The organism is Glycomyces endophyticus (assembly GCF_039531525.1).
Taxonomy (GTDB): Bacteria; Actinomycetota; Actinomycetes; order Mycobacteriales; family Micromonosporaceae; genus Glycomyces; species Glycomyces endophyticus.
Window position 1 is genome coordinate 530,300 of sequence record NZ_BAAAQF010000004.1, and the last position, 23,201, is coordinate 553,500.

At 71.9% G+C, this 23,201-nt stretch carries 18 protein-coding genes; 8 read left to right on the forward strand and 10 right to left on the reverse strand.

The window, feature by feature from the left end; translation table 11 throughout:
* Window positions 1–58 precede the first annotated feature (58 nt).
* A complete protein-coding gene (locus ABD419_RS05585; RefSeq protein WP_344482870.1) occupies window positions 59–745 on the forward strand; it encodes a metal-dependent transcriptional regulator in 687 nt (228 codons plus the stop codon).
* A gap of 282 nt (window positions 746–1,027) precedes the next feature.
* Here the strand turns inward: ABD419_RS05585 and ABD419_RS05590 are convergent, their stop codons facing one another.
* From ABD419_RS05590 to ABD419_RS05600, 3 genes are read right to left on the reverse strand one after another with little or no spacing between them, the layout of a single operon-like run.
* Entirely contained in the window at window positions 1,028–1,642 is a 615-nt protein-coding gene (locus ABD419_RS05590) for a hypothetical protein (RefSeq protein ID WP_344482872.1), read from the reverse strand.
* Entirely contained in the window at window positions 1,639–2,448 is an 810-nt protein-coding gene (locus tag ABD419_RS05595; RefSeq protein WP_425555934.1) for a sulfurtransferase, read from the reverse strand. The genes ABD419_RS05590 and ABD419_RS05595 overlap by 4 nt, the downstream gene beginning before the upstream one ends.
* A 9-nt stretch (window positions 2,449–2,457) precedes the next feature.
* Window positions 2,458–2,934: a deaminase gene (locus tag ABD419_RS05600; RefSeq protein ID WP_344482877.1), complete on the reverse strand. Its 477-nt coding sequence runs from the start codon at window positions 2,932–2,934 to the stop codon at window positions 2,458–2,460.
* A gap of 154 nt (window positions 2,935–3,088) precedes the next feature.
* Here ABD419_RS05600 and ABD419_RS05605 point away from each other — a divergent pair, with 154 nt between their 5' ends.
* The 5 genes from ABD419_RS05605 to ABD419_RS05625 are packed head-to-tail and all read left to right on the forward strand — an operon-like array spanning window position 3,089 to window position 10,086.
* Window positions 3,089–4,459 (forward strand): hypothetical protein, encoded by a 1,371-nt coding sequence (locus ABD419_RS05605; RefSeq protein WP_344482878.1) that lies wholly within the window; start codon window positions 3,089–3,091, stop codon window positions 4,457–4,459.
* A complete protein-coding gene (locus tag ABD419_RS05610) occupies window positions 4,456–5,415 on the forward strand; it encodes a glutamate ABC transporter substrate-binding protein (RefSeq protein ID WP_344482880.1) in 960 nt (319 codons plus the stop codon). Before ABD419_RS05605 ends, ABD419_RS05610 begins: the two co-directional genes overlap by 4 nt.
* Window positions 5,416–5,425: 10 nt before the next feature.
* On the forward strand, window positions 5,426–7,858 hold the full coding sequence (locus ABD419_RS05615; protein WP_344482883.1) for a tetratricopeptide repeat protein: 2,433 nt from the start codon (window positions 5,426–5,428) through the stop codon (window positions 7,856–7,858).
* Between the two features lie 12 nt (window positions 7,859–7,870).
* Window positions 7,871–8,938 carry a PP2C family protein-serine/threonine phosphatase gene (locus ABD419_RS05620; protein ID WP_344482885.1) on the forward strand — a complete coding sequence of 356 codons (1,068 nt, stop codon included), beginning with the start codon at window positions 7,871–7,873 and terminating at the stop codon, window positions 8,936–8,938.
* Window positions 8,935–10,086 carry an FHA domain-containing protein gene (locus ABD419_RS05625; protein ID WP_344482887.1) on the forward strand — a complete coding sequence of 384 codons (1,152 nt, stop codon included), beginning with the start codon at window positions 8,935–8,937 and terminating at the stop codon, window positions 10,084–10,086. The genes ABD419_RS05620 and ABD419_RS05625 overlap by 4 nt, the downstream gene beginning before the upstream one ends.
* A 56-nt stretch (window positions 10,087–10,142) precedes the next feature.
* Here the strand turns inward: ABD419_RS05625 and ABD419_RS05630 are convergent, their stop codons facing one another.
* The 5 genes from ABD419_RS05630 to nrdR form a co-directional block, all read right to left on the reverse strand.
* Complete coding sequence (locus tag ABD419_RS05630) at window positions 10,143–11,036, reverse strand: alpha/beta fold hydrolase (RefSeq protein WP_344482889.1); 894 nt, start codon at window positions 11,034–11,036, stop codon at window positions 10,143–10,145.
* Window positions 11,037–11,051: 15 nt separating this feature from the next.
* A complete protein-coding gene (locus ABD419_RS05635; RefSeq protein ID WP_344482892.1) occupies window positions 11,052–11,654 on the reverse strand; it encodes a TetR/AcrR family transcriptional regulator in 603 nt (200 codons plus the stop codon).
* A 32-nt stretch (window positions 11,655–11,686) separates the two neighbouring features.
* Window positions 11,687–13,669, reverse strand: a complete 1,983-nt coding sequence (locus ABD419_RS05640; protein ID WP_344482894.1) for a serine/threonine-protein kinase — start codon at window positions 13,667–13,669, stop codon at window positions 11,687–11,689.
* Between the two features lie 165 nt (window positions 13,670–13,834).
* Window positions 13,835–16,621 (reverse strand): vitamin B12-dependent ribonucleotide reductase, encoded by a 2,787-nt coding sequence (locus ABD419_RS05645; protein ID WP_425555951.1) that lies wholly within the window; start codon window positions 16,619–16,621, stop codon window positions 13,835–13,837.
* 139 nt (window positions 16,622–16,760) lie between these two features.
* Window positions 16,761–17,225, reverse strand: coding sequence for a transcriptional regulator NrdR (gene nrdR, locus ABD419_RS05650; protein ID WP_344482900.1), 465 nt, complete (start codon window positions 17,223–17,225; stop codon window positions 16,761–16,763).
* 394 nt (window positions 17,226–17,619) lie between these two features.
* On the opposite strand from nrdR, the gene lexA reads away from it, so the two are divergent.
* On the forward strand, window positions 17,620–18,276 hold the full coding sequence (lexA, locus tag ABD419_RS05655; protein WP_197717131.1) for a transcriptional repressor LexA: 657 nt from the start codon (window positions 17,620–17,622) through the stop codon (window positions 18,274–18,276).
* A gap of 41 nt (window positions 18,277–18,317) precedes the next feature.
* On the opposite strand, the gene ABD419_RS05660 is transcribed toward lexA, so the two are convergent.
* Window positions 18,318–20,033 carry a hypothetical protein gene (locus ABD419_RS05660; RefSeq protein ID WP_344482909.1) on the reverse strand — a complete coding sequence of 572 codons (1,716 nt, stop codon included), beginning with the start codon at window positions 20,031–20,033 and terminating at the stop codon, window positions 18,318–18,320.
* 71 nt (window positions 20,034–20,104) lie between these two features.
* Window positions 20,105–21,520 (reverse strand): GTPase HflX, encoded by a 1,416-nt coding sequence (hflX, locus tag ABD419_RS05665; RefSeq protein ID WP_344482911.1) that lies wholly within the window; start codon window positions 21,518–21,520, stop codon window positions 20,105–20,107.
* 222 nt (window positions 21,521–21,742) lie between these two features.
* Here hflX and ABD419_RS05670 point away from each other — a divergent pair, with 222 nt between their 5' ends.
* Complete coding sequence (locus ABD419_RS05670) at window positions 21,743–23,131, forward strand: NAD-dependent malic enzyme (RefSeq protein WP_344482914.1); 1,389 nt, start codon at window positions 21,743–21,745, stop codon at window positions 23,129–23,131.
* Window positions 23,132–23,201: the final 70 nt, after the last annotated feature.

A 23,201-nucleotide genomic window follows, 5' to 3' on the forward strand; every position in this document is an offset into this window, starting at 1 on the left:
CTACTTGACCCACCCCGCCCGGTGCCCTGCGGGCGGACAAAGTGAAGGAAACCAAGCTGTGACCACGGACCTCGTCGACACCACCGAGATGTACCTGCGCACGATCCTCGAACTCGAGGAGGAGGGCGTCCCGGCGCTGCGCGCCCGGATCGCCGAGCGGCTCGAGCAGAGCGGTCCGACGGTCTCGCAGACCGTGGGCCGGATGCAGCGCCACGGACTGCTCAACGTCAAGAGCGACCGCCACCTGGAGCTCACCGAGGAGGGCCGCCGCCAGGCGGTCGCGGTGATGCGCAAGCACCGGCTGGCCGAGCGCCTGCTGGTCGACGTCATCGGGATGTCCTACACCGAGGCGCACGACGAGGCGTGCAAGTGGGAGCACGTCATGAGCGACACCGTCGAGAAGCGCGTGTACGAGCTGCTCCAGCACCCCACCCGCTCGCCGTACGGCAACACCATCCCCGGACTGTCGGAGCTCGACGCGGACGCCGTGACGGCGGCGCACGAGGCCGACGAGCGGCCCATGAGCGTGGTCTCCCCCGGCGCGAAGGTGCGCGTGACGCGCCTGTGCGAGTCGGCGCAGACCCACCCCGACCTGCTGGCCTCGCTGCACGAGGCGGGCGTGGACCCGGGCGCCGAGGTGGTCATCGACCGCCAGGACGGCGAGGTCGCGGTGACCTCCGGCGGGCGCTCGCTGCGGCTGTCGGTCGACGACGCCGCGAAGATCTTCGCCGTTCCTGTCGTTTAGTCCGATTCGCTTGCGTCGCAAGCGTTTTCGTCGACATGACGATGCGTTTAAGGCACGTGACGGAGTCTTGACCACCGGACTACCGGGGAGTAGGCTGACCAAAGCGTTGGAAACGGTTTCAATCGCGCGGTAGCTCCACTCCCGAGCCGACCCGCCCGAAACCCCCCGAACTGCACTCCGCACCTGAGCGCCCTCCCCGCACCCCCGGCGGGGAGGGCGCTCGCGTGCGGAGAGGAAACGGCCGGCGGACCGAGGGTCCGGCGGCCGTGCTCGCGCCTGCGGCTACCCGGCGGCCTCGGCGTGCGCGGCCGAGATGCCGGCGCCGATCGAGGCGAACCCGTTCACCAGGCCCTCGACGGCGGCCGGGTCGGTGTCGACGGGCGTGGTGTACCGCATCTCGAAGATGGTGCCGCCGTCGTACCAGCCCATCTCCAGGGCCGGGCCGGCGCCGGTGTCCTCGGTGTGGACGATCCAGTAGGCGGCCTCGCCGAGGCCGTCGACCTCGGAGGTGCCGTCGGCCAGCTCCTCCTCGTACACCTCGACGCTCGCGTCGGTGCCGATGATGAACACGGTCAGGTCCGGGTAGGCGGCCTCACCGGTCTGGACGGCGCAGGTGAGCTGCGCGGGGGCCTCCTCGCCCTCGACGGCGCCGGGCCCGCCGGAGGCGAAGCGGAAGTCCTCGCCGGTGGTCGAGTTCAGCAGCTCGGAGTCGATGAACGGGCACGCGCCCGCGGCGTCGGCCAGGTCGAGCTCGACCGGCGCGGAGCCCGTCTCGGCGGCGTCGCCCTCGTTCGCGGCGGTGTCCATGGACCCGTCGTCGGCGGGGTCGGCGTCGTCGCTGCACGCGCCGAGGGCCAGCAGGAGCGCCGCCGGGACGGCGACCAGGAGGCGGTTCACGACTCCTCCCCGCGGGCGACCTCGCGGTCGCGGGAGGTCCAGTCGCTCCAGGAGCCGATGTACAGCGGCGGCGTGGGCCGGCCGGCGGCGGTGAGCGCGAGCGCGCTGCGGGCCGCGCCGACGCCGGAGCCGCAATAGAACGCGGGCGCGGCGAGGGGCTCGTACCGGGTGCGGACGGCGTCGAGGTCGCCGAGGTCGTCCTCGCCGAGGAAGCGGTTGACGGCGCCGGGGATGTGCCCGGCGACGGGGTCGACCGGCTCGAACTCGCCGCGGTAGCGCTCGGGCGAGCGCACGTCGACGAGGTCGTGCTCGGCGGCCCAGGCCGCGGCGCCGTCGGCGTCGAGGACCGGGAGGCCCCCGGGGCGGACGGTCAGGCCGCCCTCGGGGCGCTGCGGGGCCTGGGTCTCCAGCGGCAGGTCCGCCGCGGTCCAGGCGCCGATGCCGCCGGAGAGGACGCGGACGTCCTCGACGCCGGCCCAGCGGAGCGTCCACCAGGTGCGGGCCGCGGACATGCCGTCGCCGTCGTCGTAGACGAGGACCGGGTCGCCGTCGTTCAGCCCGGCGGTGCGCAGGACCGCTTGGAGCGCTTCGGGATCGGGGAGCGGGTGGCGGCCGCCGACTGGGCCGGGGGGCCCGCAGACGTCGCGGTCGAAGTCGAGCCAGACGGCCCCGGGAAGGTGCCCGGCGGCGTACTCGGCTTCCTTCGGGGGCCCGCCGAGCGTCCACCGGACGTCGATGCGGACCGCCTCCGTCCAGGCGGCGGCCTGGTCGGCACTGATCAACAGTGAGCTGCGCAATGGCCTCATGGCCACAGGTTATAGGAGGTGCGCGTTGGGGGCTTCGGCCGCCGCCGCGAATTCGGGCATCTCGGTCACGAGCACGCCGTTCTCGCGCAGGTACGCGTCGCCGCCGGGCGCGTCGACGAAGTTCGCGGGCTCGGGCAGGGCGTAGGCGACGCGCGCGACGCCCGCCTCGGCGAGGAGGCGCGCGCAGGGCCGGGGCCGGGAGGCCCGGCGGGCGCACGGCTCCATCGAGGAGTAGGCGACCGCGCCCCGGGCGGCGGGCCCGGCCTGCCGCAGGGCGACCTCCTCGGCGTGGTCGTGCGAGTCCTCGGCGCGCGACCAGCCCTCGCCGACGACCTCGCCGCCGGCGACGATCACCGCGCCGACGCTGAACGCGGTGTCCGACGGCGGGCAGCGCCGGGCGAGGTCGCAGGCCCGCGCCATCCACCTCCGGTCGTCCTCATCGGAGGGTCGTCGGGCGTCCGGGGGCGTCGTCTCCGCATCGTGCACGCCGCCCACCGTACCGGCAATCCGTACGGCAGGGCGGCTGCCCGCGTCCGTTGCCGCGGGCCGATACCATGTGGGAGTCCCCCGACACTCCTGCCACGGTGACGTGCGCGCGGCGGAGACAGATGAGTCGAATTCGAGTTGAGGTGCAGCAGTCTTGGCCGTCCAGTCCCCTCCAGCTCCGACCCAGGCGCCGCCTGCGGGCGGCCGCTCCGTGCAGCCCGCCCCCGGCGCGGCGCCCGGGCGGCGGATCGACCGGGTCGCGGCCGCGCTGCGGCAGACGCCCGGCCAGCTGCGGGGCGTCCTCGCGATCCTGGCGGCGCTCATCCTCGGCGCCGGGATCACCGGCATGACCTCGATCCTCGCCAAGTCCGCGGTCATCGAGGAGACCACCAGCCAGTCCGGCCGCCTCTCGGTCGCCGCGCTCCAGCTGTACCAGGCGCTCTCGCAGGCCGACGCGACCGCGGCCTCCTCCTACCTGACGGCGGGCACGCCGACGGAGGAGGTGAACGACGCCTACCGGACCGCCCTGCGCGACGCGACCGTGGCGCTCGCGACCGCCGCGGGCGAGGTCGAGACCGCCGCCGACATCGACCTGGTGGCCGAGCTCAACGCCCGCCTGCCCGTGTACACGGGCCTGGTCGAGTCCGCCCGCACCCTGAACCGGCTCGGCGAGCCGGTCGGCGCGACCTACCAGGAGCAGGCGTCGACCCTCATGCGCGAGCAGATGCTCCCCTCCGCCCACGCCCTCCAGGAGAACGCGCTCGCGCAGCTCACCGAGTCCCGAGACGACGCCGCGGCCTTCCCGTACGCGGCGGCCGCGCTCGTCCTGGCCGCGCTCGCGACCCTCGTGTGGGCCCAGATGTGGCTCTCGCGCAAGACGAACCGCAGGTTCAACCTCGGCCTCGTCGGCGCCACCGTCCTGCTCGTGGTCTTCGCCGGATGGCTCGCGATGGCCTCGTTCGCCTCCGCCGGCCACACCGACCGGTCCCATGAGGACGGCTCGCGCCCGCTCGAACTCCTCGCGCAGGCCGAGATCGCCGCCCAGCAGGCCCGCGCCGAGGAGTCCCTCCTGCTCATCGCCCGCGGCGAGGACCAGCCCGCCGCCGACCGGTACGCCGAGCACATGCAGGAGCTCGCCGCCGACGGCGGCCTGCTTGACCAGCTCGACGCCGCCTTCAGCGGCGACCCCGAGCTCGCGGCGTCCATCGACACCGCCCGCGACGCGGCCACCGCCTGGAGCAACGGGCACAGCGAGGTCGTCAAGCTGGCGCAGGAGGGCAACTACACCGGCGCCGTGACCCTGGCCGTCGGCGAGGACGAGACGAGCCTCCAGACCTCGTTCAACGCCCTCAACGAGGCCCTGACGTCGGCCACCGAGACCAGCGCCGACCGGTTCGTGGAGGCCACGGTCGACGCCCAGCGGTCCCTCTCGGGCGCCGCGGCGGGCCTCGCGGCCCTGTCCCTGGCGGCGCTCATCAGCGCCGCCGTCGGCATCCAGATGCGAGTGGCGGAGTACTACGCATGATTCGATTCGCAAGAACGGCGCTGACCGCGGCCGCGGCGTGCCTGGTCATGGCCGCCTGCACCAGCCCGGCGAACATGGAGCCGCCGCAGGTCGACGTCCCCACCCCGCTGCCCGAGGGCATCGACTTCGAGCCCGACGCCAGCCCTGCCGCGCCCGACACCAGCTGCGACCCGCTCGCCTCCTACTCCCCCGGGTCGGTCACCGCCGAGCAGGCCCGGGCGACCCTGGACAACCCCGAGCAGATCAGCATCGGCATCAGCCAGTCCACGAACCTCATGGGCTACCGCGACCCCGAGACGAACGACCTCGCCGGCTTCGACATCGACATCGCCACCGCCATGGTGGAGGCCGTCATGGGCGACGCCACGAAGGTCCGCTGGGTGCCGATGACCTCCGGCGAGCGCGAGCCGGCCCTCGCCGAAGACCGGGTCGACCTGGTCGTGCGCACCATGTCCATCAACTGCGAGCGCTGGCAGAACGTCGAGTTCTCGACCGAGTACTTCCACGCCGGCCAGCGCCTCCTGGTCGCCCGCGACTCCGGGATCGCGGGCCTCGCGGAGATGACCGCGGACCAGCTGGTGTGCACCGGCGCGAGCTCGACCTCGGTCGGGAACATCGCGACCGTGAACGCCGAGGTCCAGCCGGTCACCGTGCCCGACTTCAACGACTGCCTGGTGCTGCTCCAGCAGGGCACCGTCGACGCGGTCGCCATCGACGACACGATCCTCGCGGGCATGGCCGCGCAGGACCCGACCCTCCAGGTCGTGGGCGAGGCGTTCTCCGTGGAGTCGTACGGGATCGCGGCCCAGAAGGGCAACACCGACCTGGTGCGGTTCGTCAACGGCGCGCTCGCCGCGATGATCGCGGACGGCCGCTGGCAGAGCGCCTACGACTCGTGGCTGGCCGGCCCGCTGGCGACGGACGCGGCCGCCCTGACCACCAAGTACCGGGATTAAGGGGAGCCGCATGAGCGACCAGCAGCCGCCGCCCGAGCACACCCAGCGGTACCAGCCCGGGGTCTACCAGCAGCCGCCGGCCGAGGAGAGCGACACGCTCGCGGTCCGCCGCCGCATGTCCACGCCTCCGGCCGTCCCGCCGCAGCCGGGCTTCGCGCCCGCGCCGCCGGCCCCGCCCGGGACGGCGGCCCTGTCGCCGCCGAGCCTGACCGCGCCCGTGGGCCCGCCGCAGGCGTACGCCAACCACCACCAGGTGCAGGGCGCGCCGCAGGCGCAGACGGCGCTGTCGCAGCAGGTGGTGCCCGCGAACGCGGTCGTGTCGCCGCCGCCCGCGCCGTACCGGGCCCCGGCCGCGCCGATGCCGCAGCCGATCACCGGCCCGGTGACGCGCTCGACCACGTCCAGCACCCGCCAGCGCGGGGGCCTGTCGGACATGCCGCCGGTGCCGCCGCGCGACCCCGCCGAGGCGGTCATGGCGGACCCGCAGGTGCCCGAGCACAAGCGGTTCTGCTCCTCGTGCGGGAAGCCCGTGGGGCGCCCGCAGGCGGGCCGCACGGGGCGCGTGGAGGGCTTCTGCCCGTACTGCCGCGCGCGGTACTGGTTCACGCCGTCGCTGAGCCCCGGGGACCTCCTGTCGGAGCGGTACGAGGTGCTGGGCGCGATCGCGCACGGCGGCCTCGGCTGGATCTACCTCGCGAACGACCGGAACTTCGCCGACGACCTGACGCAGCGGTGGGTCGTCATCAAGGGCCTCATCAACACCTCGGACGAGGACGCGATCGAGGCGGCGATCAACGAGCGGCGGTTCCTGGTCGGGGTCGACCACCCGAACGTGGTGGACATCCACGACTTCGTGACGGCCGTGGACCCGCGCTCGGGCCAGCTCCAGTCGTTCATCGTCATGGAGTACATCGCCGGGAAGTCGCTGCGCGACATCCGGGACGCGGTCGGCGAGGACGGGGAGCGGCGGCCGCTGCCGCTGGAGCAGGTGCTCACCTACACGGCCGAGTTGCTGCCCGCGTTCAGCTACCTGCACGACCGGGACCTGCTGTTCTGCGACTTCAAGCCGGACAACATCATCCACGTGGAGACCTGGCTCAAGCTCATCGACCTCGGGGCCGTGCGGCACGCCGAGGACATGGAGTCGGCGATCTACGGGACGCCGGGGTACTCGGTGCCGAACGACGAGATCCTCTCGGTCGGCCCGTCGGTGACCTCGGACCTGTACACGATCGGCCGGTCGATGGCCGTGCTGGCCTTGGACTTCAAGGGCTTCACGAGCACGTACCGGGACCGGCTGCCGCCGGCGTCGGAGGCGCCGCAGTTCGCCGAGTACGGGTCGTTCCACCGGCTCCTGCTGCGCGCCTGCCACATCGAGCCGCGGTCGCGGTTCCAGGACGCCGACGACATGCGCACCCAGGTGCGCGGGGTCCTCCACGAGGTCCAGTCGGTGCTGCGGGCGGAGCCGCGGTCGGAGCCGTCGACGCTGTTCTCCGGCGAGCAGTCGGTGTTCGGGGAGCCGGACGTGGAGTACGACCTCCACGCCGTGGGCGACCCGTTCGACGTCGCGCACGCGCTGCCGACGCCGATGGTGGACCTGGCCGACCCGATGGCGGCGTTCCTGGCGACGCAGCAGGCCACGGACGTCAACGGCATCCTCACGGAGCTGAGCTCGGCGCCGCAGCAGAGCCCGGAGGTGCAGCTGCGGCGGGTGCGGACGCTCGTGAACGCCGGCGAGCTGCACCAGGCCGCGGCGGTGCTCGACCAGTTCGCGCAGCGCGAGGGCAACACGTGGCAGGTGACGTGGCTGCGCGGGATCATCTCGCTCCTGGCCGCTGACTTCGCGACGGCCGCGGCGCACTTCGACGCGGTCTACTCGCACCTCCCCGGGGAGCTGTCGCCGCGCCTGGCCCTGGCCGCGTGCGCGGAGCTGGCCGGGCGGGCGGACCTGGCGCTGCCGCACTACACGCGGATCTGGGCCTGCGACCACCGGTTCGTGTCGGCGGCGTACGGGCGGGCTCGCCTGCTCGACCTCGAGGGCAACTCGACCGACGCGATCACGACGCTGCACCAGGTCCCGAAGACCTCGGCGCAGTACGGGATCGCGCAGACCGCGGCGATCCAGACGGCGCTGCACTCGCGCACCGCGCCGCCGTCGCTGCTGGACCTGCACCACATGGCGGGGCGCCTCGACGAGCTCAAGCTCGAGCCGCGGCGCCGGCACCTGGTGTCGACCCGCATCCTGCACCTGGCGCTGGACACGGTCGGCCGCACCGGCCCGGCCGGCGAGCCGCCGATCTTCGGGGCCCGCCCCGAGGAGCGGGAGCTGCGTCTGGCGCTGGAGCGGGCGTACCGCGACCTCGCGCACGCCTGCACCCGCAGGGAGGACCAGGTGTACTACTTCGACCTGGCCAACCGCCACCGCCCCCGCACGATGCTGTAGCGAAGGAGCCCTATGCAGCCCTCACCGACGATGGGCGCCGCGAAGCGTTGCACCGCTTGCGGACTCACGGCAGACCTCGGCAAGTACTGCGAGGACTGCGGCGGGGAACTGGAGGAGTTCGAGATCCCCGCCGAGTCCGTCCCGTGGCGCTCCTCGGCCGCCGCCGAGGAGAACCCGGACCACCCGGGCGGCTCCGACGACCACCTGTCGTTCGAGCTGCCGGGCATCGGCGCGGCGACGGACGTCGGCAAGCGCCACCACTACAACCAGGACTCGATCGCGGTCGCGCTGGCCGACGACGGGCGCAAGATCGCCGTGGTGTGCGACGGCGTCTCGGGCGCCTCGGACTCCGAGCGCGCGTCACTCGCCGGAGTGGAGGCGGCCGTGACGGAGATCCGCTCCGCGCTGGCCGAGGGCCTGTCGGCGGAGGACGCCTCGCGGCGCGGGGTGGGCGCGGCCCACTCGGCGGTGGCGGCGGTCGGCAAGCAGTACCCGAACTCGCCGCCGTCGTCGACGTTCGTCTCGGCGGTGGTCGAGGGGAACCAGGCGGTGCTGTGCTGGGTGGGCGACTCCCGCGCGTACTGGGCCGGCGAGAAGGAGGCCCGGTGCCTGACGGTGGACGACACCATCCAGGCCCGCCTGGAGTACCAGGGGGTCGACCCGGCGGACGAGCGGTACAAGAACCCGTATGCGAAAGCCCTGCTGGCGTGGCTCGGAGCGGACGCGCCGACGCTGAACCCGAACCTCCTCCGCGTGGATCTCGGCGGCGGGCATGTCGTAGTGTGCAGCGATGGTCTGTCGCGCTATTTCAATGACGATCACGACCTTCTGCCACTGCCGGACGGCACTGTTGGCGAGAAGGCGGTAGCGTTGACACGACAAGCGCTCGCCAACGGCGGGCATGACAACATCAGTGTCGCGGTGGTGGAACTCGAATCCCCCGGTTCGGTCCAGGTCGACGAACGTGCGCGCGAGCGCGCGGACCAGGGCGCTCCGAACGGGCAGAACGGGCCCGCCCCGCTGCTTGATGTCGTCAGCGAGGCCGAGTACACCCAAATGCTTGGAGGGGGACGACCTTGACCTACCAGCCGACCTACGGCGGTGCCCCACAGCCGGGCGGGTACCAGTGCGCGTGCGGGGCGTTCCCGCAGGCGCAGTTCTGCGAGCAGTGCGGGACCCCCAACCCGGCGTGGCAGCAAGGCCAGCCCCCGCAGTCCCCCGCCGCGTTCGGGCAGGGCTACGCGTCGAACGACCCGTACGGCCAGCCCGACCCCTACGGCCAGCAGCAGCAACAGCAGGGCTACGGGCAGGACCCGTACGGCCAGCAGCCGCAGCAGGACCCGTACGGGCAGCAGCAGGGCTACGGCCAGGACCCCTACGGGCAGCAGTCGCAGCCGCAGGGCGGGTACGGGCAGGACCCGTACGGCCAGCAGCCGCAGCAGGGCTATGGACAGGACCCGTACGGCCAGCAGCCCCAGCAGGGGTACGGCCAGGACCCGTACGGGCAGCCGCAGCAGCAGGACCCCTACGGCCAGCAGCCGGGTTACGGGCAGGACCCCTACGGGCAGCCCTCCCAGCCGCAGGACCCGTACGGCCAGCCGCAGCAGGACCCCTACGGGCAGCAGCCCGGCGGGTACGGGCAGGACCCGTACGCGCAGCAGTCGTACGCGCCGACCTCGGCGCCCCCCGGACCGCCTCCGGGCGTGCCGGCGGCGCCGTTCGGCGCCCCGACCTCCGCGCCGCCCTCGACGGGCACCGGCGGGTTCTCGATGCCGGACGCGCAGCCCGCGGACCTCGCGTCGAACTACGCGCCCTCCCAGGCGGCCACCCGCTGGGGCGTCGCCGTCACCGCGGACCAGGGCTACTTCAACAAGGTCGCGGCCTCGGACGGGGCCTCGCAGCTGCAGTACCCGTCGTTCGCGAAGCCGCGCCGGTTCCCGCTCGACAAGGGCGACCTGACGATCGGGCGCTACTCCGCCAAGCGGGGCATCACCCCGGACGTCGACCTGTCGGGCGACGTCGCGGACCCGGGCGTGAGCGCGCAGCACGCGCGCCTGTTCGCCAAGCCCGACGGCTCGTGGACGATCATGGACGTCGGCTCCTCGAACGGCACGTTCCTCAACGGCTCCGACGAGCCGCTGGCGCCGAACGTGGAGTTCCCGGTCGGGGACGGCACCTACATCAACATCGGCGCGTGGACGCGCCTGACGATCCACTACGAGGGCTAGCAAGCACAAGCACATGCGAGAGGGCCGGGTCTGCGACCCGGCCCTCTCGCTGTGTCTCAGTGCCCCTTGACGAACTGCGTGACGGCGCTGCTGACGGCCGGGCTCACCAGGATCTTGCGGTGGCCCAGGCCCTCGGTGGCCATGAGCTCGGCGTTCGGCCAGGCGGCGGCGATCGCCTCGCCGTGGCGGAACGGGTTGGGGCGGTCGCGGCGGTCGTGGACGACGAGCGCCGGGGCGCCGACCTCCAGGCCGCGGAGCGAGAAGTCGTCGAGCTTGACGCCGGCCTTGGCCTCGCCGAGGGGCGCGAGGCGGTCCATGATGCGCGGGCCGACAGGCACGATCGCGCCGATCGTGTCGCGGAAGCCCTCCTTGCCGCCGATGAACGGCGCGAGCATCGCCAGGCGCACGGCGTCGACGTCGACGCCGTTCATGAGCAGGCCGTGGACGGCGCTGAGGCAGCCCATGGAGTGGCCGACGACGGCGTGCGGGTCGCCGAACTTCTGGTGGACGGCGCTCATCGCCTCGACGAGGTGGAGGCCGTTGGCGTGCCGGTCGCCCCACGGGCCGGGGCCGGAGTTGCCGTGGCTGGGGGCGTCGAAGGCGACCACGCGGTAGCCGGAGGCGACGAGGTTCGCGGCGATGAACTTGAAGTCGCCGGTCGAGCCGCCCCAGCCGTGGACGAGGTAGACGAGGGGCCCGTCGCCCCAGTCGTAGCCCCACAGGGTGGTGCCGAGGCTGTCGAGCTCGAAGACCGAGGCGCCGGCCGGGGCCGCGCCGCGCAGGCGCTTGTCGGGGCCGGCGGGGAGGCGGAACCACATCTCGCACAGGAACTTCGCGGCCGGGCCGGGCGCGACGTGCTCGGCGGCGGCGAAGACGGTGCGGATGTGCCAAGGAGCACGAACGGTCGTGCTTTTCTTGGCGCCTGACGTGCTCGTGGAAGTGGATGCCATGGGTGCGGGGCCTTCCTAGGTGCGGGTCTCGTCGAACGACGACCGGTAGCTGTCGATCAGCCGGTTGAACGCCGCCCAAGCGCGGTCGGCGGCGTCCGGATAGGACAGGATGCGGCTCATCCAGTTGTAGGACAGCAGGACGCCGAAGACCTCCTGCGCGACCTGGAAGACGTCGGTGTCTTCGGGGAACTCGCCCTCGGCGACCGCCGTGGCGCCGACCCGGGCGAGGGACTCGAGGAGCAGCCGCTGGTCGCGGACCATCTGATCGCGCAGCGGGCCCGTCATGTCGTCGAACTCGGCGCTGGCGGCCAGGAACAGGCAGCCGCCCGGATGCGAGTACCACTGCATCCAGTGCTCGACGATCGCCTGGAGGCGGGCCACCCCGCGCGGCTTGGCCAGCGCGGGACGGAAGACCTCCTCGGCGAACTGCTCGGCGTTGCGCTCCATGCACGCGAGCTGGAGCGCCTCCTTGGACCTGAAGTGGGCGTAGAGGCCCGACTTCGACATGTCCGCGGCGGTGGCGAGCGAGCCGATCGTCAGGCCGGAGAGCCCGCTGAAGCGCGCCATCCTGACGGCCTCGTCGAGGATGGCCTGCCTGGTGAGTTCGCCCTTGCGCACGCCCCAAAAATAGCACGAGCGTGCTTTAAAAGCTAGGCCGCGGCGTACACCGCCACCGTGAAGTCCACGATCAGCCAGTTCGAGGTCGTCTCCGCCTGGACCGACGTGACCTCCGCGAGCACCAGCTCCAGGCTCGCCGTGTACACGCACAGCATCATGCCCTCGGTCAGCGGCGCCGCCCCCGGGTCCCACGGGTCCACGGTCCAGTACAGCTCCGGGTACGAGGCGTCGATCTCCGCCCAGCACTCGTCGGGCGTGACGGCCGCGTCGTAGAACGTCCCGTACGCGCCCGACGGCGTGTAGAAGTAGTTCGTCTGGCCCGTGTTCGTCGAGAGGTCGATGTCGCACGGGTTCAGGACCAGGTCCGTCCACGTCGAGGGCGAGTCCGTGGTCTTGTACTCGGTCCAGATCGACCCGTTCGTGGTGATGTCGTCGAAGTCGACCTCCTGGTACTGGCAGGTGCTCGCCGAGTCGAAGGACGTCGTCATCGTCACGGTGTAGTCGGAGTAGACCTCGCTCCACCCGTCGCCGGCGGGAGGCGTGGTCTCCTCCTCTTCCTCCTCGGTCGTCTCCGGGTCGTCGTCGGGCGGCGTCGTCTCGTCGTCCGGGTCGTTCGAGGCGATCGCGCCGGTCGGGTCGTCCCCCGGGTCGTCGCCGTCCGCGTTCAGGAACCACACCAGGCCCCCGACCAGGGCGATGACGAGGATCGCGGCGATCACGGTGATGCCGACCGCCGTCGCGTTCGAGGACTGCTGCGGCGGAAGCGGCGGCGGGCCCGCGTACACCGGCTGGCCCGGGTACTGCGGCGCCGTGTACTGCATGCCCGGCTGCTGCGTCGTCGGGTACTGGCCCGGGGGCGGCTGCGGCGAGACGTGCCCGGCGGCGTAGCCGGGCGCCGGGGACAGCGGCGGGGCCGTCGGCGGCTGGTAGGGCGCCTGCTGCGCGTACAGCGGCGGCGAGGTCACCGGGTTGACCGGCGGGGCCGACGCGGGCACCGCCGAGGTCGGGAACGCGGACGCCGGCGCGGCGGGGACGCCGCCGGGCTGGTCGAACACCGACGTCGGCGCGTTCGGCGGCGCGGCCGGGGAGGGCGAGTGGTCCACCAGGGTCGTGGCGACGCCCGCGTCTCCCAGGAGGCTCGACAGCTGCCAGCGCTGGCGCTCGGCCAGGGCGTTGACCGAGTCCGGCCAGGGGCGCGTGGAGGGCGCCACAGGGCCGATGAGCGACATCAGCTCCGCGGGGGTGGGCCGGGCCCCGGGGAGGCGCACCAGGCAGCGCTCGACGATCGCGCGCAGGCGCGGCGACAGCGCCGAGAGGTCCGGCTGGGAGCGGACCACGTTGTTCAACGTCTCCAGGGTGGAGGCGCCCGCGAAGGGGCTGCGGCCGGTCGCGGCGAGCGCGAGGACCGAGCCGAGGGAGAACACGTCGCTGGCGGCGGAGACCGTCCCGGACTCGGCCTGCTCGGGCGACATGAACCCGGGGGTGCCGATGACGCCGCCGGTCTTGGTGAGGTCGGTGTCGGTGATGCCGTCGGCGGCGCGGGCGATGCCGAAGTCGATGACGCGCGGGCCGTCCGAGGCGAGGATCACGTTGGCGGGCTTGAGGTCGCGGTGGACCATGCCGACGCGGTGGATCGCGGCGAGCGCGGAGGCGAGCCCGGCCGCGAGGCGCAGCACGGTGGCCTCGGGGAGCGGGCCGGAGGACTCGACGACGTCCTTCAGGTTGGGGCCCACCAGGAACTCGGAGGCGAGCCACGGGACGGCGTCGTCGGGCCCGGCGTCGATGACCGCCGCCGTGTAGGCGCCCGCGACCTGCTTGGAGGCGGCGACCTCGCGGCGGAACCGCGCCCGGAACTCCTCGTCCTCGATGAGGGTGGCCGCGATGAGCTTGACGGCCACGGGACGGCCGTCCGGGGCGCTGGCGAGGAAGACTCGGCCCATGGCGCCGCGGCCGAGTTCGGCGATGGTCCGGTAGGGACCGATCCGTTCGGGATCGCCGGGAGCCAGGGACTGCATTGGTGCCTCCGGGGAGCGAGGGGCGGGCGGTGGCCCCATTCTATTGCCGTTGTGCCAGCGTGCGGTGGCCGCGTGCGCGGGCGTCCATGGGACACAAGCGGATCAGAGCACGCGAAAGGGGCCGTTCCGCGAGTGCGGAACGGCCCCTCGTCCGGGTGATGAGCGCTAGCTGCAACCGCTGGTGGCGCCGCAGCCCTCGCAGGCGTAGCAGGAGCCGGCCGGGCGCATCTTGGTACCGCAGTTCATGCACAGCGGCGCGTCGGCGCTGCGGGCCTGGGCCGAGGTGAGGACGTCCAGGCGGGACTTCTTCGACTCGATCTGGACCCGTTCGGTGACGGCCTCGACGACCGTCGGCTCCTCGATGGGCGCGGAGGCGCGGAGCGCGTCGAGGTCGACCTCGGGCTGCGAGACCTTCGCGGGGTCCTCGCCGTTGAGCTCGGCGGTGCGCTCGGCGGTGGTGAGGATGCCGATGGCGGCGCGCTCGTCGTACGGCAGGTAGTCCAGGGCCAGGCGGCGGAAGATGTAGTCGACCACCGAGGAGGCCATGCGGATGTCCGGGTCGTCGGTCATGCCGGCGGGCTCGAAGCGCATGTTGGTGAACTTCTCGACGTACTTCTCCAGCGGGACCCCGTACTGGAGGGCGATGGAGATGGAGACCGACAGCGCGTCCATGACGCCCGCGAGGGTCGAGCCCTGCTTGGACATCTTGAGGAAGACCTCGCCGAGGCCGTCGTCCGGGTAGGACGAGGAGGTCATGTAGCCCTCCGCGCCGCCGACCGAGAACGAGATGGTCTGGCTCGGGCGCTTCTTGGGGAGCTTGCGGCGGATCGGGCCGTGGGCGTGGATCGTCTCGACCGCGGCCTCGACGGCGGCCTCGACCGCCTGCTCGGCCTCCTTCTTCTTCGCGGAGAGCGGCTGGCCGACCTTGCAGTTGTCGCGGTAGATCGCGAGGGCCTTGAGGCCGAGCTTCCAGCCCTGGAAGTAGACCTCCTCGATGTCCTCCACCGTGGCCGACTCGGGCAGGTTCACGGTCTTGGAGATCGCGCCGGACAGGAAGGGCTGCACCGCGGCCATCATGAGCACGTGGCCCATGGGCGCGATCGCCCGCTCGCCCATGGCGCAGTCGAACACCGGGTAGTGCTCCTCGCGCAGGGCCGGGGCGCCGACGACGTGGCCGTGGTCGGCGACGTAGTCGACGATGGCCTGGCGGTCGGCGTCGTCGTAGCCGAGGCGGGTGAGCGCGCGCGGGATCGACTGGTTGACAATCTCCATGGAGCCGCCGCCGACGAGCTTCTTGTGCTTGACGAGCGCGAGGTCCGGCTCGATGCCGGTGGTGTCGGCGTCCATCATGAACGAGATGGTGCCGGTCGGCGCGAGCACCGAGGCCTGCGCGTTGCGCCAGCCGTTGACGGCGCCGATCTCGTTGCCCTTGGCCCACTCGGCCTTCGCGGCCTCCAGGACGGTGGCGTCGACGTCGCCGAAGGTCTCGACCGCGTCGGCGGCCGCGGCGTGCTTCGCCATGACGCGCTGGTGCGGCTCGGCGTTGCGCTCGTAGCCGGCGTAGGGGCCGACGGCTCCGGCGATCTCGGCGGAGCGGCGGTAGGAGACGCCGGTCATGAGCGCGGTGATGGCGGCGGCCAGCGCCCGGCCCTCTTCGGAGTCGTAGGCGTAGCCCGAGGTCATGAGCAGCGCGCCCAGGTTCGAGTAGCCGATGCCGAGCTGGCGGTAGTCGCGGGTGGTCTCGCCGATCTTCTCGGTCGGGAAGTCCGCGAAGGAGATCGAGATCTCCATGGCGGTGATGACGAACTCGACGGTCTTGGTGAACCGGTCGACGTCGAAGGAGCCGTCCTCGCCGAGGAACTTCATGAGGTTGAGGCTGGCGAGGTTGCAGGAGGAGTCGTCGAGGCTCATGTACTCCGAGCACGGGTTGGACGCGTAGATGCGGTCCGTGTTCGGGTTGGTGTGCCAGTCGTTGATGACGTCGTCGTACTGGATGCCCGGGTCGGCGCACTCCCACGCGGCGGTCGCCATGCGGCGGAAGACGTCGCGGGCGTCGCGGCGGGAGATCTCCTCGCCGGTCTGGCGGGCGGTGAGGGCGTAGTCGGTGCCCGCCTCGACGGCCTTCATGAAGACGTCGGAGACGCGCACGGAGTTGTTGGCGTTCTGGTACTGGACCGAGAACATGTCCTCGCCGCCGAGGTCGACGTCGAAGCCGGCGTCGCGCAGGGCCCGGATCTTGTCCTCCTCGCGGGCCTTGGTGTCGATGAACGCCTCGATGTCGGGGTGCTCGACGTCGAGGACGACCATCTTGGCGGCCCGGCGGGTCGCGCCGCCGGACTTGATCGTGCCGGCGGAGGCGTCGGCGCCGCGCATGAAGCTGATCGGGCCGGAGGCGTTGCCGCCGGAGGAGAGCAGCTCGGCGGAGGCGCGGATCTTGGAGAGGTTGACCCCGGCGCCGGAGCCGCCCTTGAAGATCATGCCCTCTTCCTTGTACCAGTCGAGGATCGACTCCATGGTGTCGTCCACGCTGAGGATGAAGCACGCGGAGACCTGCTGGGGCGCGGCGGTGCCGACGTTGAACCAGACCGGGGAGTTGAAGCTGAAGTACTGGTGCAGGAGCAGCCAGGTGAGCTCGTCGGCGAAGACCTGCGCGTCCTCGGCGGTCGCGAAGTAGCCGTACTTCTCGCCGGCGTTGTGGTAGGCGTGGACGACGCGGTCGATGACCTGCTTGAGTCCGGTCTCGCGCTGCGGGGTGCCCAGGGCGCCGCGGAAGTACTTCGAGGTGACGATCTGGGTCGCGTTCTGGCTCCAGAAGGCCGGGAACTCGACGCCGCGCTGCTCGAAGTTGATCGACCCGTCGCGCCAGTTGGTCATGACGACGTCGCGGGACTCCCACTCGACCTCGTCGTACGGGTGGGTCCCGGCGGTCGTGAAGACCCGCTCGACCGTCATGCCCTTGGCGGGTCCGGTCTTCCCGGCGGTCCTGGTGGTGGCGGCGCCTTCGGCGGCCTTGGTGGTCTTCGGCATGTTCCTCGCCCCTGTCTGCTCATGCCTCGGTGTTCGGGAATCGGTTGTTCGCGGGGTGGTGCTCTCAGCCGCCGTTGCGGGCGGCGTGCTCCTCGCGGAGCTGAACGATCGCGGCCTCGAAGTCCTCCAGGGACTCGAAGCCCTGGTAGACGCTGGCGAAGCGCAGGTACGCGACCTCGTCGAGCTGGCGCAGCGGCTTGAGGATGGCCAGTCCGACCTCGTTGCTCGGGACCTCGGCGGCCCCGCGGGAGCGGATCTCGTCCTCGACGGCCTGCGCCAGCAGGGCGACGTCGTCGGCGTCGACGGGCCGGCCCTGGCAGGCCTTGAGGACGCCGCTGGCGACCTTGCCGCGGCTGAACGGCTCGGTGACGCCGCTGCGCTTGACGACGGCGAGGATGGACTCCTCGACGGTGGTGAATCGCTTCTCGCACTCCTGGCAGACTCTGCGGCGCCGGATGATCTTGCCGTCCTCGGCCTCGCGGGAGTCCACGACCCGGCTGTCGGGATGACGACAGTAAGGGCATCGCATGTCGCTAGTCTCCTTCTACGACCATCGTCTCGCCGGCCGCCGACACTTCTCGGCTCCGCTTCGTGCTCGCGCCGGGGTCAGTCTGCCTCGTGCCGATCAGGCAACCGCAGGGAACCCCAACACCTAGTGAGAGACGATACATCACACCACAATATCTAGTGTCGAGAATAGCGCAGAACGCGGTGGAGCGACTCCGGGCGGGCCGCGGGCCGGGACACCAGTCAACCAGGCCGCCGCGTATTATCGTTCACCCGTTCGGGTGATTACCGGCCGAAACACATTCCTACCAGCGCGGCGACACGCCGACGTCGCACGAATGTTTGACTAGAGCCCGCACGTGAGTTACATTGTCGGAATCAGACATACCGTCCCATTTGTCTTACAGGAGCCTCCTGTGGCTAGCGAGACCACGACATCCCGGCCGAAAACGCGCAAGTTGACGCGTCGGCAGCAGCAAGTCCTCGAGTACATCGAGGAGTTCATCAACAACAAGGGCTATCCCCCCAGCGTCCGAGAGATCGGCGCCGAGGTCGGACTGGCCTCCGCCTCCTCCGTCGCCTACCAGATGAAGCAGCTCGAACGGAAGGGCTACCTCAACCGCCTGGCCGGCCGGCCGCGCGCGGTCGGGGTGCGCCAGTCCACGCCCGGCGGCGTCCAGACCTGCTCCCAGCACCCGCGCCCCCGCTACGTCCCGATGGTCGGCGAGATCGCGGCGGGGCAGCCGATCCTCGCCGAGGAGCGCGACTACGACGTCATGCCGCTGCCCGCGGAGTTCGTGGGCGAGGGCGTCCACTTCCTCCTGCGCGTCAAGGGCGACTCGATGACCGAGGCCGCTATCACCGACGGCGACTGGGTCGTGGTGCGCCAGCAGCCCGACGCGCTCAACGGCGAGATCGTCGCCGCCATGATCGACGGCGAGGCCACGGTCAAGACCTGGAAGCGCAAGAACGGCAAGCCGTGGCTGCTCCCGGCCAACGCCCTGTACGACCCGATCGACGCGAGCGAGGCCGAGATCCTCGGCCGCGTGGTCGCGGTGCTCCGCAAGATCTGAGCCGGGACTCCGGCCGAACGAACGCGAATTGAATTGCGCGCCTAGCGGTTCCGACCGTAAGTCGTGCCGCCGTCAGGCGGGCCCCAGTAGCCTTCGTCGGCGTCGGGGGCCCGTTCGGCGTCTCCGCCCCGGCGGCCCTGCTGCTGCTGGTGCTGCGGCCGGCCCTGGGCCCCGCCCTGGGCGCCGTACACGTTCCCGGAGGGCTCCTGGCGGGCGGGGCCGCCGCCGTAGACGTTGCCGCTCGGCTCCTGCCGGGCCGCGAACGACTGGCCGGGGCCGGGGCCCGAGTTGTCGTAGACGCTGCCGTGGCCGCCGCCCTCGAACGCCCCGTACTGGGGCTCCTCGCGGCCGCCGTAGACCCCGCCGCGCGCGGGGGGCTGCTCGCGGCGCGGACCGCCCCCGTAGACGTTCCCGGAGGGCTCCTGGCGGGCGGGGCCGCCGCCGTAGACGTTGCCGCTCGGCTCCTGCCGGGCAGGGCCGCCGCCGTACACGTTCCCGGACGGCTCCTGGCGCGCCGGACCGCCGCCGTAGACGTTGCCGCGCGCGACCTGGCCCAGGTCGGGGTCGGGATGGCCGGACTCCAGGCCGAGGTCGACCGGGTCGTCGTCGGCGAGGAAGTCCCCGCGGCCGTAGTCCGAGTCCTCCCGGGCGAAGCCGGGCTCGTCCTCGTCGTCCGCTTCGGCGTTCTGCTTCTTGTACTTGCGGATCACGACGATGCCCAGGACCATCACCAGCAGGCCGAGGATGGCGATGGTCGCGAGGATCTTCACGATCGTGCCGAACCCGAGGCCCAGGACCCAGTCGACGAAGGAGCCGCCCTCGTCCTCGGCGGGCGCGGCCTCGTCCTCGCCGGCGGGCTCCTCCTCGGCGACCGGGGCCGCCGGGGTGTACCGGCTGATCGCGGCGGGCGAGGCCTCGTCGCCGGTCTGCGCGACCGTGACGAAGTTGCCGTCCGCGTCGTACGCGATGTCGCCGCCGCCGTCGTCGAGCGGGGTCGTGCGCGGCTCGGCACCGGTCATCGAGGCGACGACGTCGCCGTCGGCGACGTCCCACTCGTACGCGGAGTCGCCGGTGCGCAGCGCGACCTTGGCGCCGTCGGCGCTGATCGCCGCGCCGGTCACGGCGCCGGCGCCCTCCGGCAGCGCGACGGTGCCCGCGAGCTCCAGGGGCGTGCCCTCCTCCTGCCCGAGGCCGTCGGACATGTAGAGCGGGGCCTCGCCCTCCTTGGAGGCGATGAAGACCGGGGTGCGGTCGGGCAGCAGGAAGAACGCCTCGGCGTCCTGCGGCCCGTCCGGGTACACGTACCGGGTCATGGTGAAGTCGGAGGCGTCGGAGGTCGACACCTGCGTCATCGAGACCTGCTCGCGCTCCCCGTCCGGGTCGCCGATGTCGGCGATCCAGAGGAAGTCCTCGCTGATCGTCATGTCCTCGGGGTCGATGGGGAGCCAGTCGATCGCGAGGCTCCCCGCCTCGGTGTCGCGGACACTGCAGTCGCCGCCGACCTGGCGGATGGTCATCATGCCGTCGGTCTGGCCGTTGCCGTCGGGGAGCACCCACCAGCCGTCGCCGTCCGCGGTCGGGACGACGGCGGTGGCGTCGGCTACTCGCGAGTCATGGATCTCGCAGAGCACTTCGCCACCGGACTCCTCGTCCTGCGCGTACACGGGGGTGGCGGCCGCAGCCAGGACGAGCACTCCGGCCGTCCCGGCGACGAGCCGCGCAGGCAGGGGCCGACGGCCCACACGGCGCTCTCGCATCACGCAAGTGTTGCAGAACACGCCATGTCAGCGAAGGGACCCCCATGAGACATGTTCAGGACCACTGCGATTCAATCCTTTTCCAGGACGAACGCGCGCAATTCTCCGGCCAGTGCTTCGTCCACTCGGGCCGTGATCACCGTGCCGTCACCTCGGTGTTCGGTCGTGAGCACCTCGCCGCGGGAGCGCAGGCGCGAGACCAGGTCGCCGCGGACGTACGGAATGCAGACCGTGAGCGTGGTGTCCGGTTGCGGGAGCGCGTCCTCGATGGCGTCGCGGAGCTTGTCGATCCCCTCGCCGGAGTGCGCCGAGACGAACACGGCGTCGGGCCAGTCGGAGCGGAGCTGAAGCATCGTGTCCGGGTCGACCAGGTCGAGCTTGTTGACCACGACCAGCTCGGGGACCTCGTCGGCGCCGACCTCGGCGAGCACCGTGCGGACCGCCTCGGCCTGGCCGAGCGGGTCCGGGTGGGAGCCGTCGATGACGTGGACGACCAGGTCGGACTCGGCGACCTCCTCGAGCGTCGAGCGGAACGCCTCGACCAGCTGGTGCGGCAGGTGCCGCACGAAGCCGACCGTGTCGGTCACCGTGTACTCGCGCCCCTCGGAGGTGCGCGAGCGCCTCGTGGAGGTGTCGAGGGTGGCGAACAGGGCGTCCTGCACGAGGATGCCCGCGCCGGTGAGGGCGTTGAGCAGGCTCGACTTGCCGGCGTTGGTGTAGCCGGCGATCGCGACGCCGGGCACCCGGTTGCGGGTGCGCGAGTCGCGCTTGGTCTCGCGGGTGACGGTGAGCTTCGCCAGCTCGCGGCGGAGCTTCGCGACCTTGGCGCGGATGCGCCGGCGGTCGGTCTCGAGCTTGGTCTCACCGGGGCCGCGCAGGCCCACGCCGCCGTTCGAGCCGCCCTGGCGGCTCATGGCCTCGCCCCAGCCGCGCAGGCGCGGCAGCAGGTACTGGAGCTGCGCCAGCTCGACCTGGGCCTTGCCCTCGGCGCTCTTCGCGTGCTGCGCGAAGATGTCGAGGATGAGGGCCGTGCGGTCGATGACCTTGACGTTGACGGCCTTCTCCAGGGCGATCAGCTGCCCCGGGGAGAGCTCGCCGTCGGCGATGACGGTGTCGGCGCCCATGGCCTCGACGGTGTCCTTGAGCTCCTGGACCTTGCCTGAGCCGATGAAGGTCCCGGCGTCGGGCTTGGAGCGGCGCTGGATGAGGCCGTCGACGACCTCGGAGCCGGCGGTCTCGGCCAGCTGGGCCAGCTCGTCGAGTGAGTTCTCGGCGTCCTCGATCGTGCCCTCGGTCCACACGCCGACCAGCACGACGCGCTCCAGGCGGAGGCGCCGGTACTCGGCGTCGGTGACGTCCTCGAGCTCGGTGGAGGCGACGCCGGCCACGCGGCGCAGCGCCTGGCGGGCCTCCAGGTCCAGCTCGCCGGTCGAGGGGGAGTCGGAGGAGGCGAAGTCTTCGCGGGTGTTCTCGTACTGTTCTCGCATCACCACAAGCTTGACACGCACGGGCCCCGGCGGCGAGCCGATATCGCGCACAGCGAACCGCGTCGATACCTCCCGCACCGCGGCGCAGTGGCGGACCCCCTGGCCAGCACGGGTCAGGAGGCGGGCGCGTCCCACACGGTGGCATCATTCAAGGCATCCGTCGGCGCGCACCTGACGTGCCGAGCCGGGCGTCCACAACGAAGTGCACATCAAAGGAGCGGCATGAGCACTGCCCGCCTTCCCAGCGCAGGGTTCTCCATCACCGTCCGTCTGGCCCTCTCGGCCGACCCCGGCGCCGCCGGTCGCCTGGCCACCGTCGTCGGACAGGCCGGCGCCATCGTCACCGCCCTCGACGTCGTCGGCTCCGACAACAAGCGCATGACCGTCGACCTCACCTGCGACACCTCTGACGCCGCGCACGCCGAGCAGGTCACCCACATCCTCGAGGCGATGCCGGACTTCGACGTGAAGAAGGTCTCCGACCGGACCTTCCTCATGCACCTCGGCGGCAAGATCGAGGTCGCGCCCAAGGTCCCGCTGCGCAACCGCGACGACCTGTCCATGGCGTACACGCCCGGCGTGGCCCGCGTGTGCATGGCGATCGCCGAGAACCCCGACGACGCCCGCCGCCTCACCATCAAGCGGAACACCGTCGCGGTCGTCACCGACGGCTCGGCCGTGCTCGGCCTGGGCAACATCGGGCCCGCGGCCGCGATGCCGGTGATGGAGGGCAAGGCGGCCCTGTTCAAGAAGTTCGGCGACGTCGACGCCTGGCCCGTGTGCCTGGACACGCAGGACACCGACGAGATCGTCAACATCGTCGCCGCGCTCGCCCCGACGTACGGCGGCATCAACCTCGAGGACATCGCCGCGCCCCGCTGCTTCGAGATCGAGGCGCGGCTGCGCGAGCGGCTCGACATCCCCGTCTTCCACGACGACCAGCACGGCACCGCGATCGTGGTGCTCGCCGCGCTCACCAACGCGCTCCGCGTGGTCGGCAAGGACTTCAAGGACGTGCGCGCCACCGTCGTCGGCTGCGGCGCGGCCGGGACCGCGATCATGCGGCTGCTGGAGAAGGCCGGCATCGGCGACATCATCCCCGTCGACCGCGACGGCGCCCTGCACTCGGGGTTCGAGACCGAGAACGAGACGTGGAAGTGGCTCGGCGAGCACTTCAACAAGCAGGACTACTCCGGGGACCTCTCGGGCGCGGTCGAGGGCTCCGACGTGTTCATCGGCGTGAGCGCGCCGAACATCCTCAAGGGCTCCGACGTGGCGAAGATGGCGAAGGACCCGATCGTGTTCGCGCTCGCGAACCCGGACCCGGAGATCTCCCCCACCGAGGCGGCGCGGTACGCGGCGATCGTGGCGACCGGCCGCTCGGACCAGCCGAACCAGATCAACAACGTGCTGGCGTTCCCGGGCGTGTTCCGGGGGCTGCTCGACGCCCAGGCGCGCGGCTGGAACGACGACGCGGCCGTCGCGGCGGCCACGGCCATCGCGGACTGCGTCGGCGAGGACAAGGTGAACGCGACCTACATCGTGCCGAGCGTGTTCGACCCGAACGTGGCCCCGGCGGTCGCGGCGGCGGTCAAGCGCGTGATGCGGTAGCGGGACGAAGCGCGCCCCCGGCAGCCTGCGGCTTCTGGGGACGTTCGCGTACTCCCGGTCGCGCCCTTCG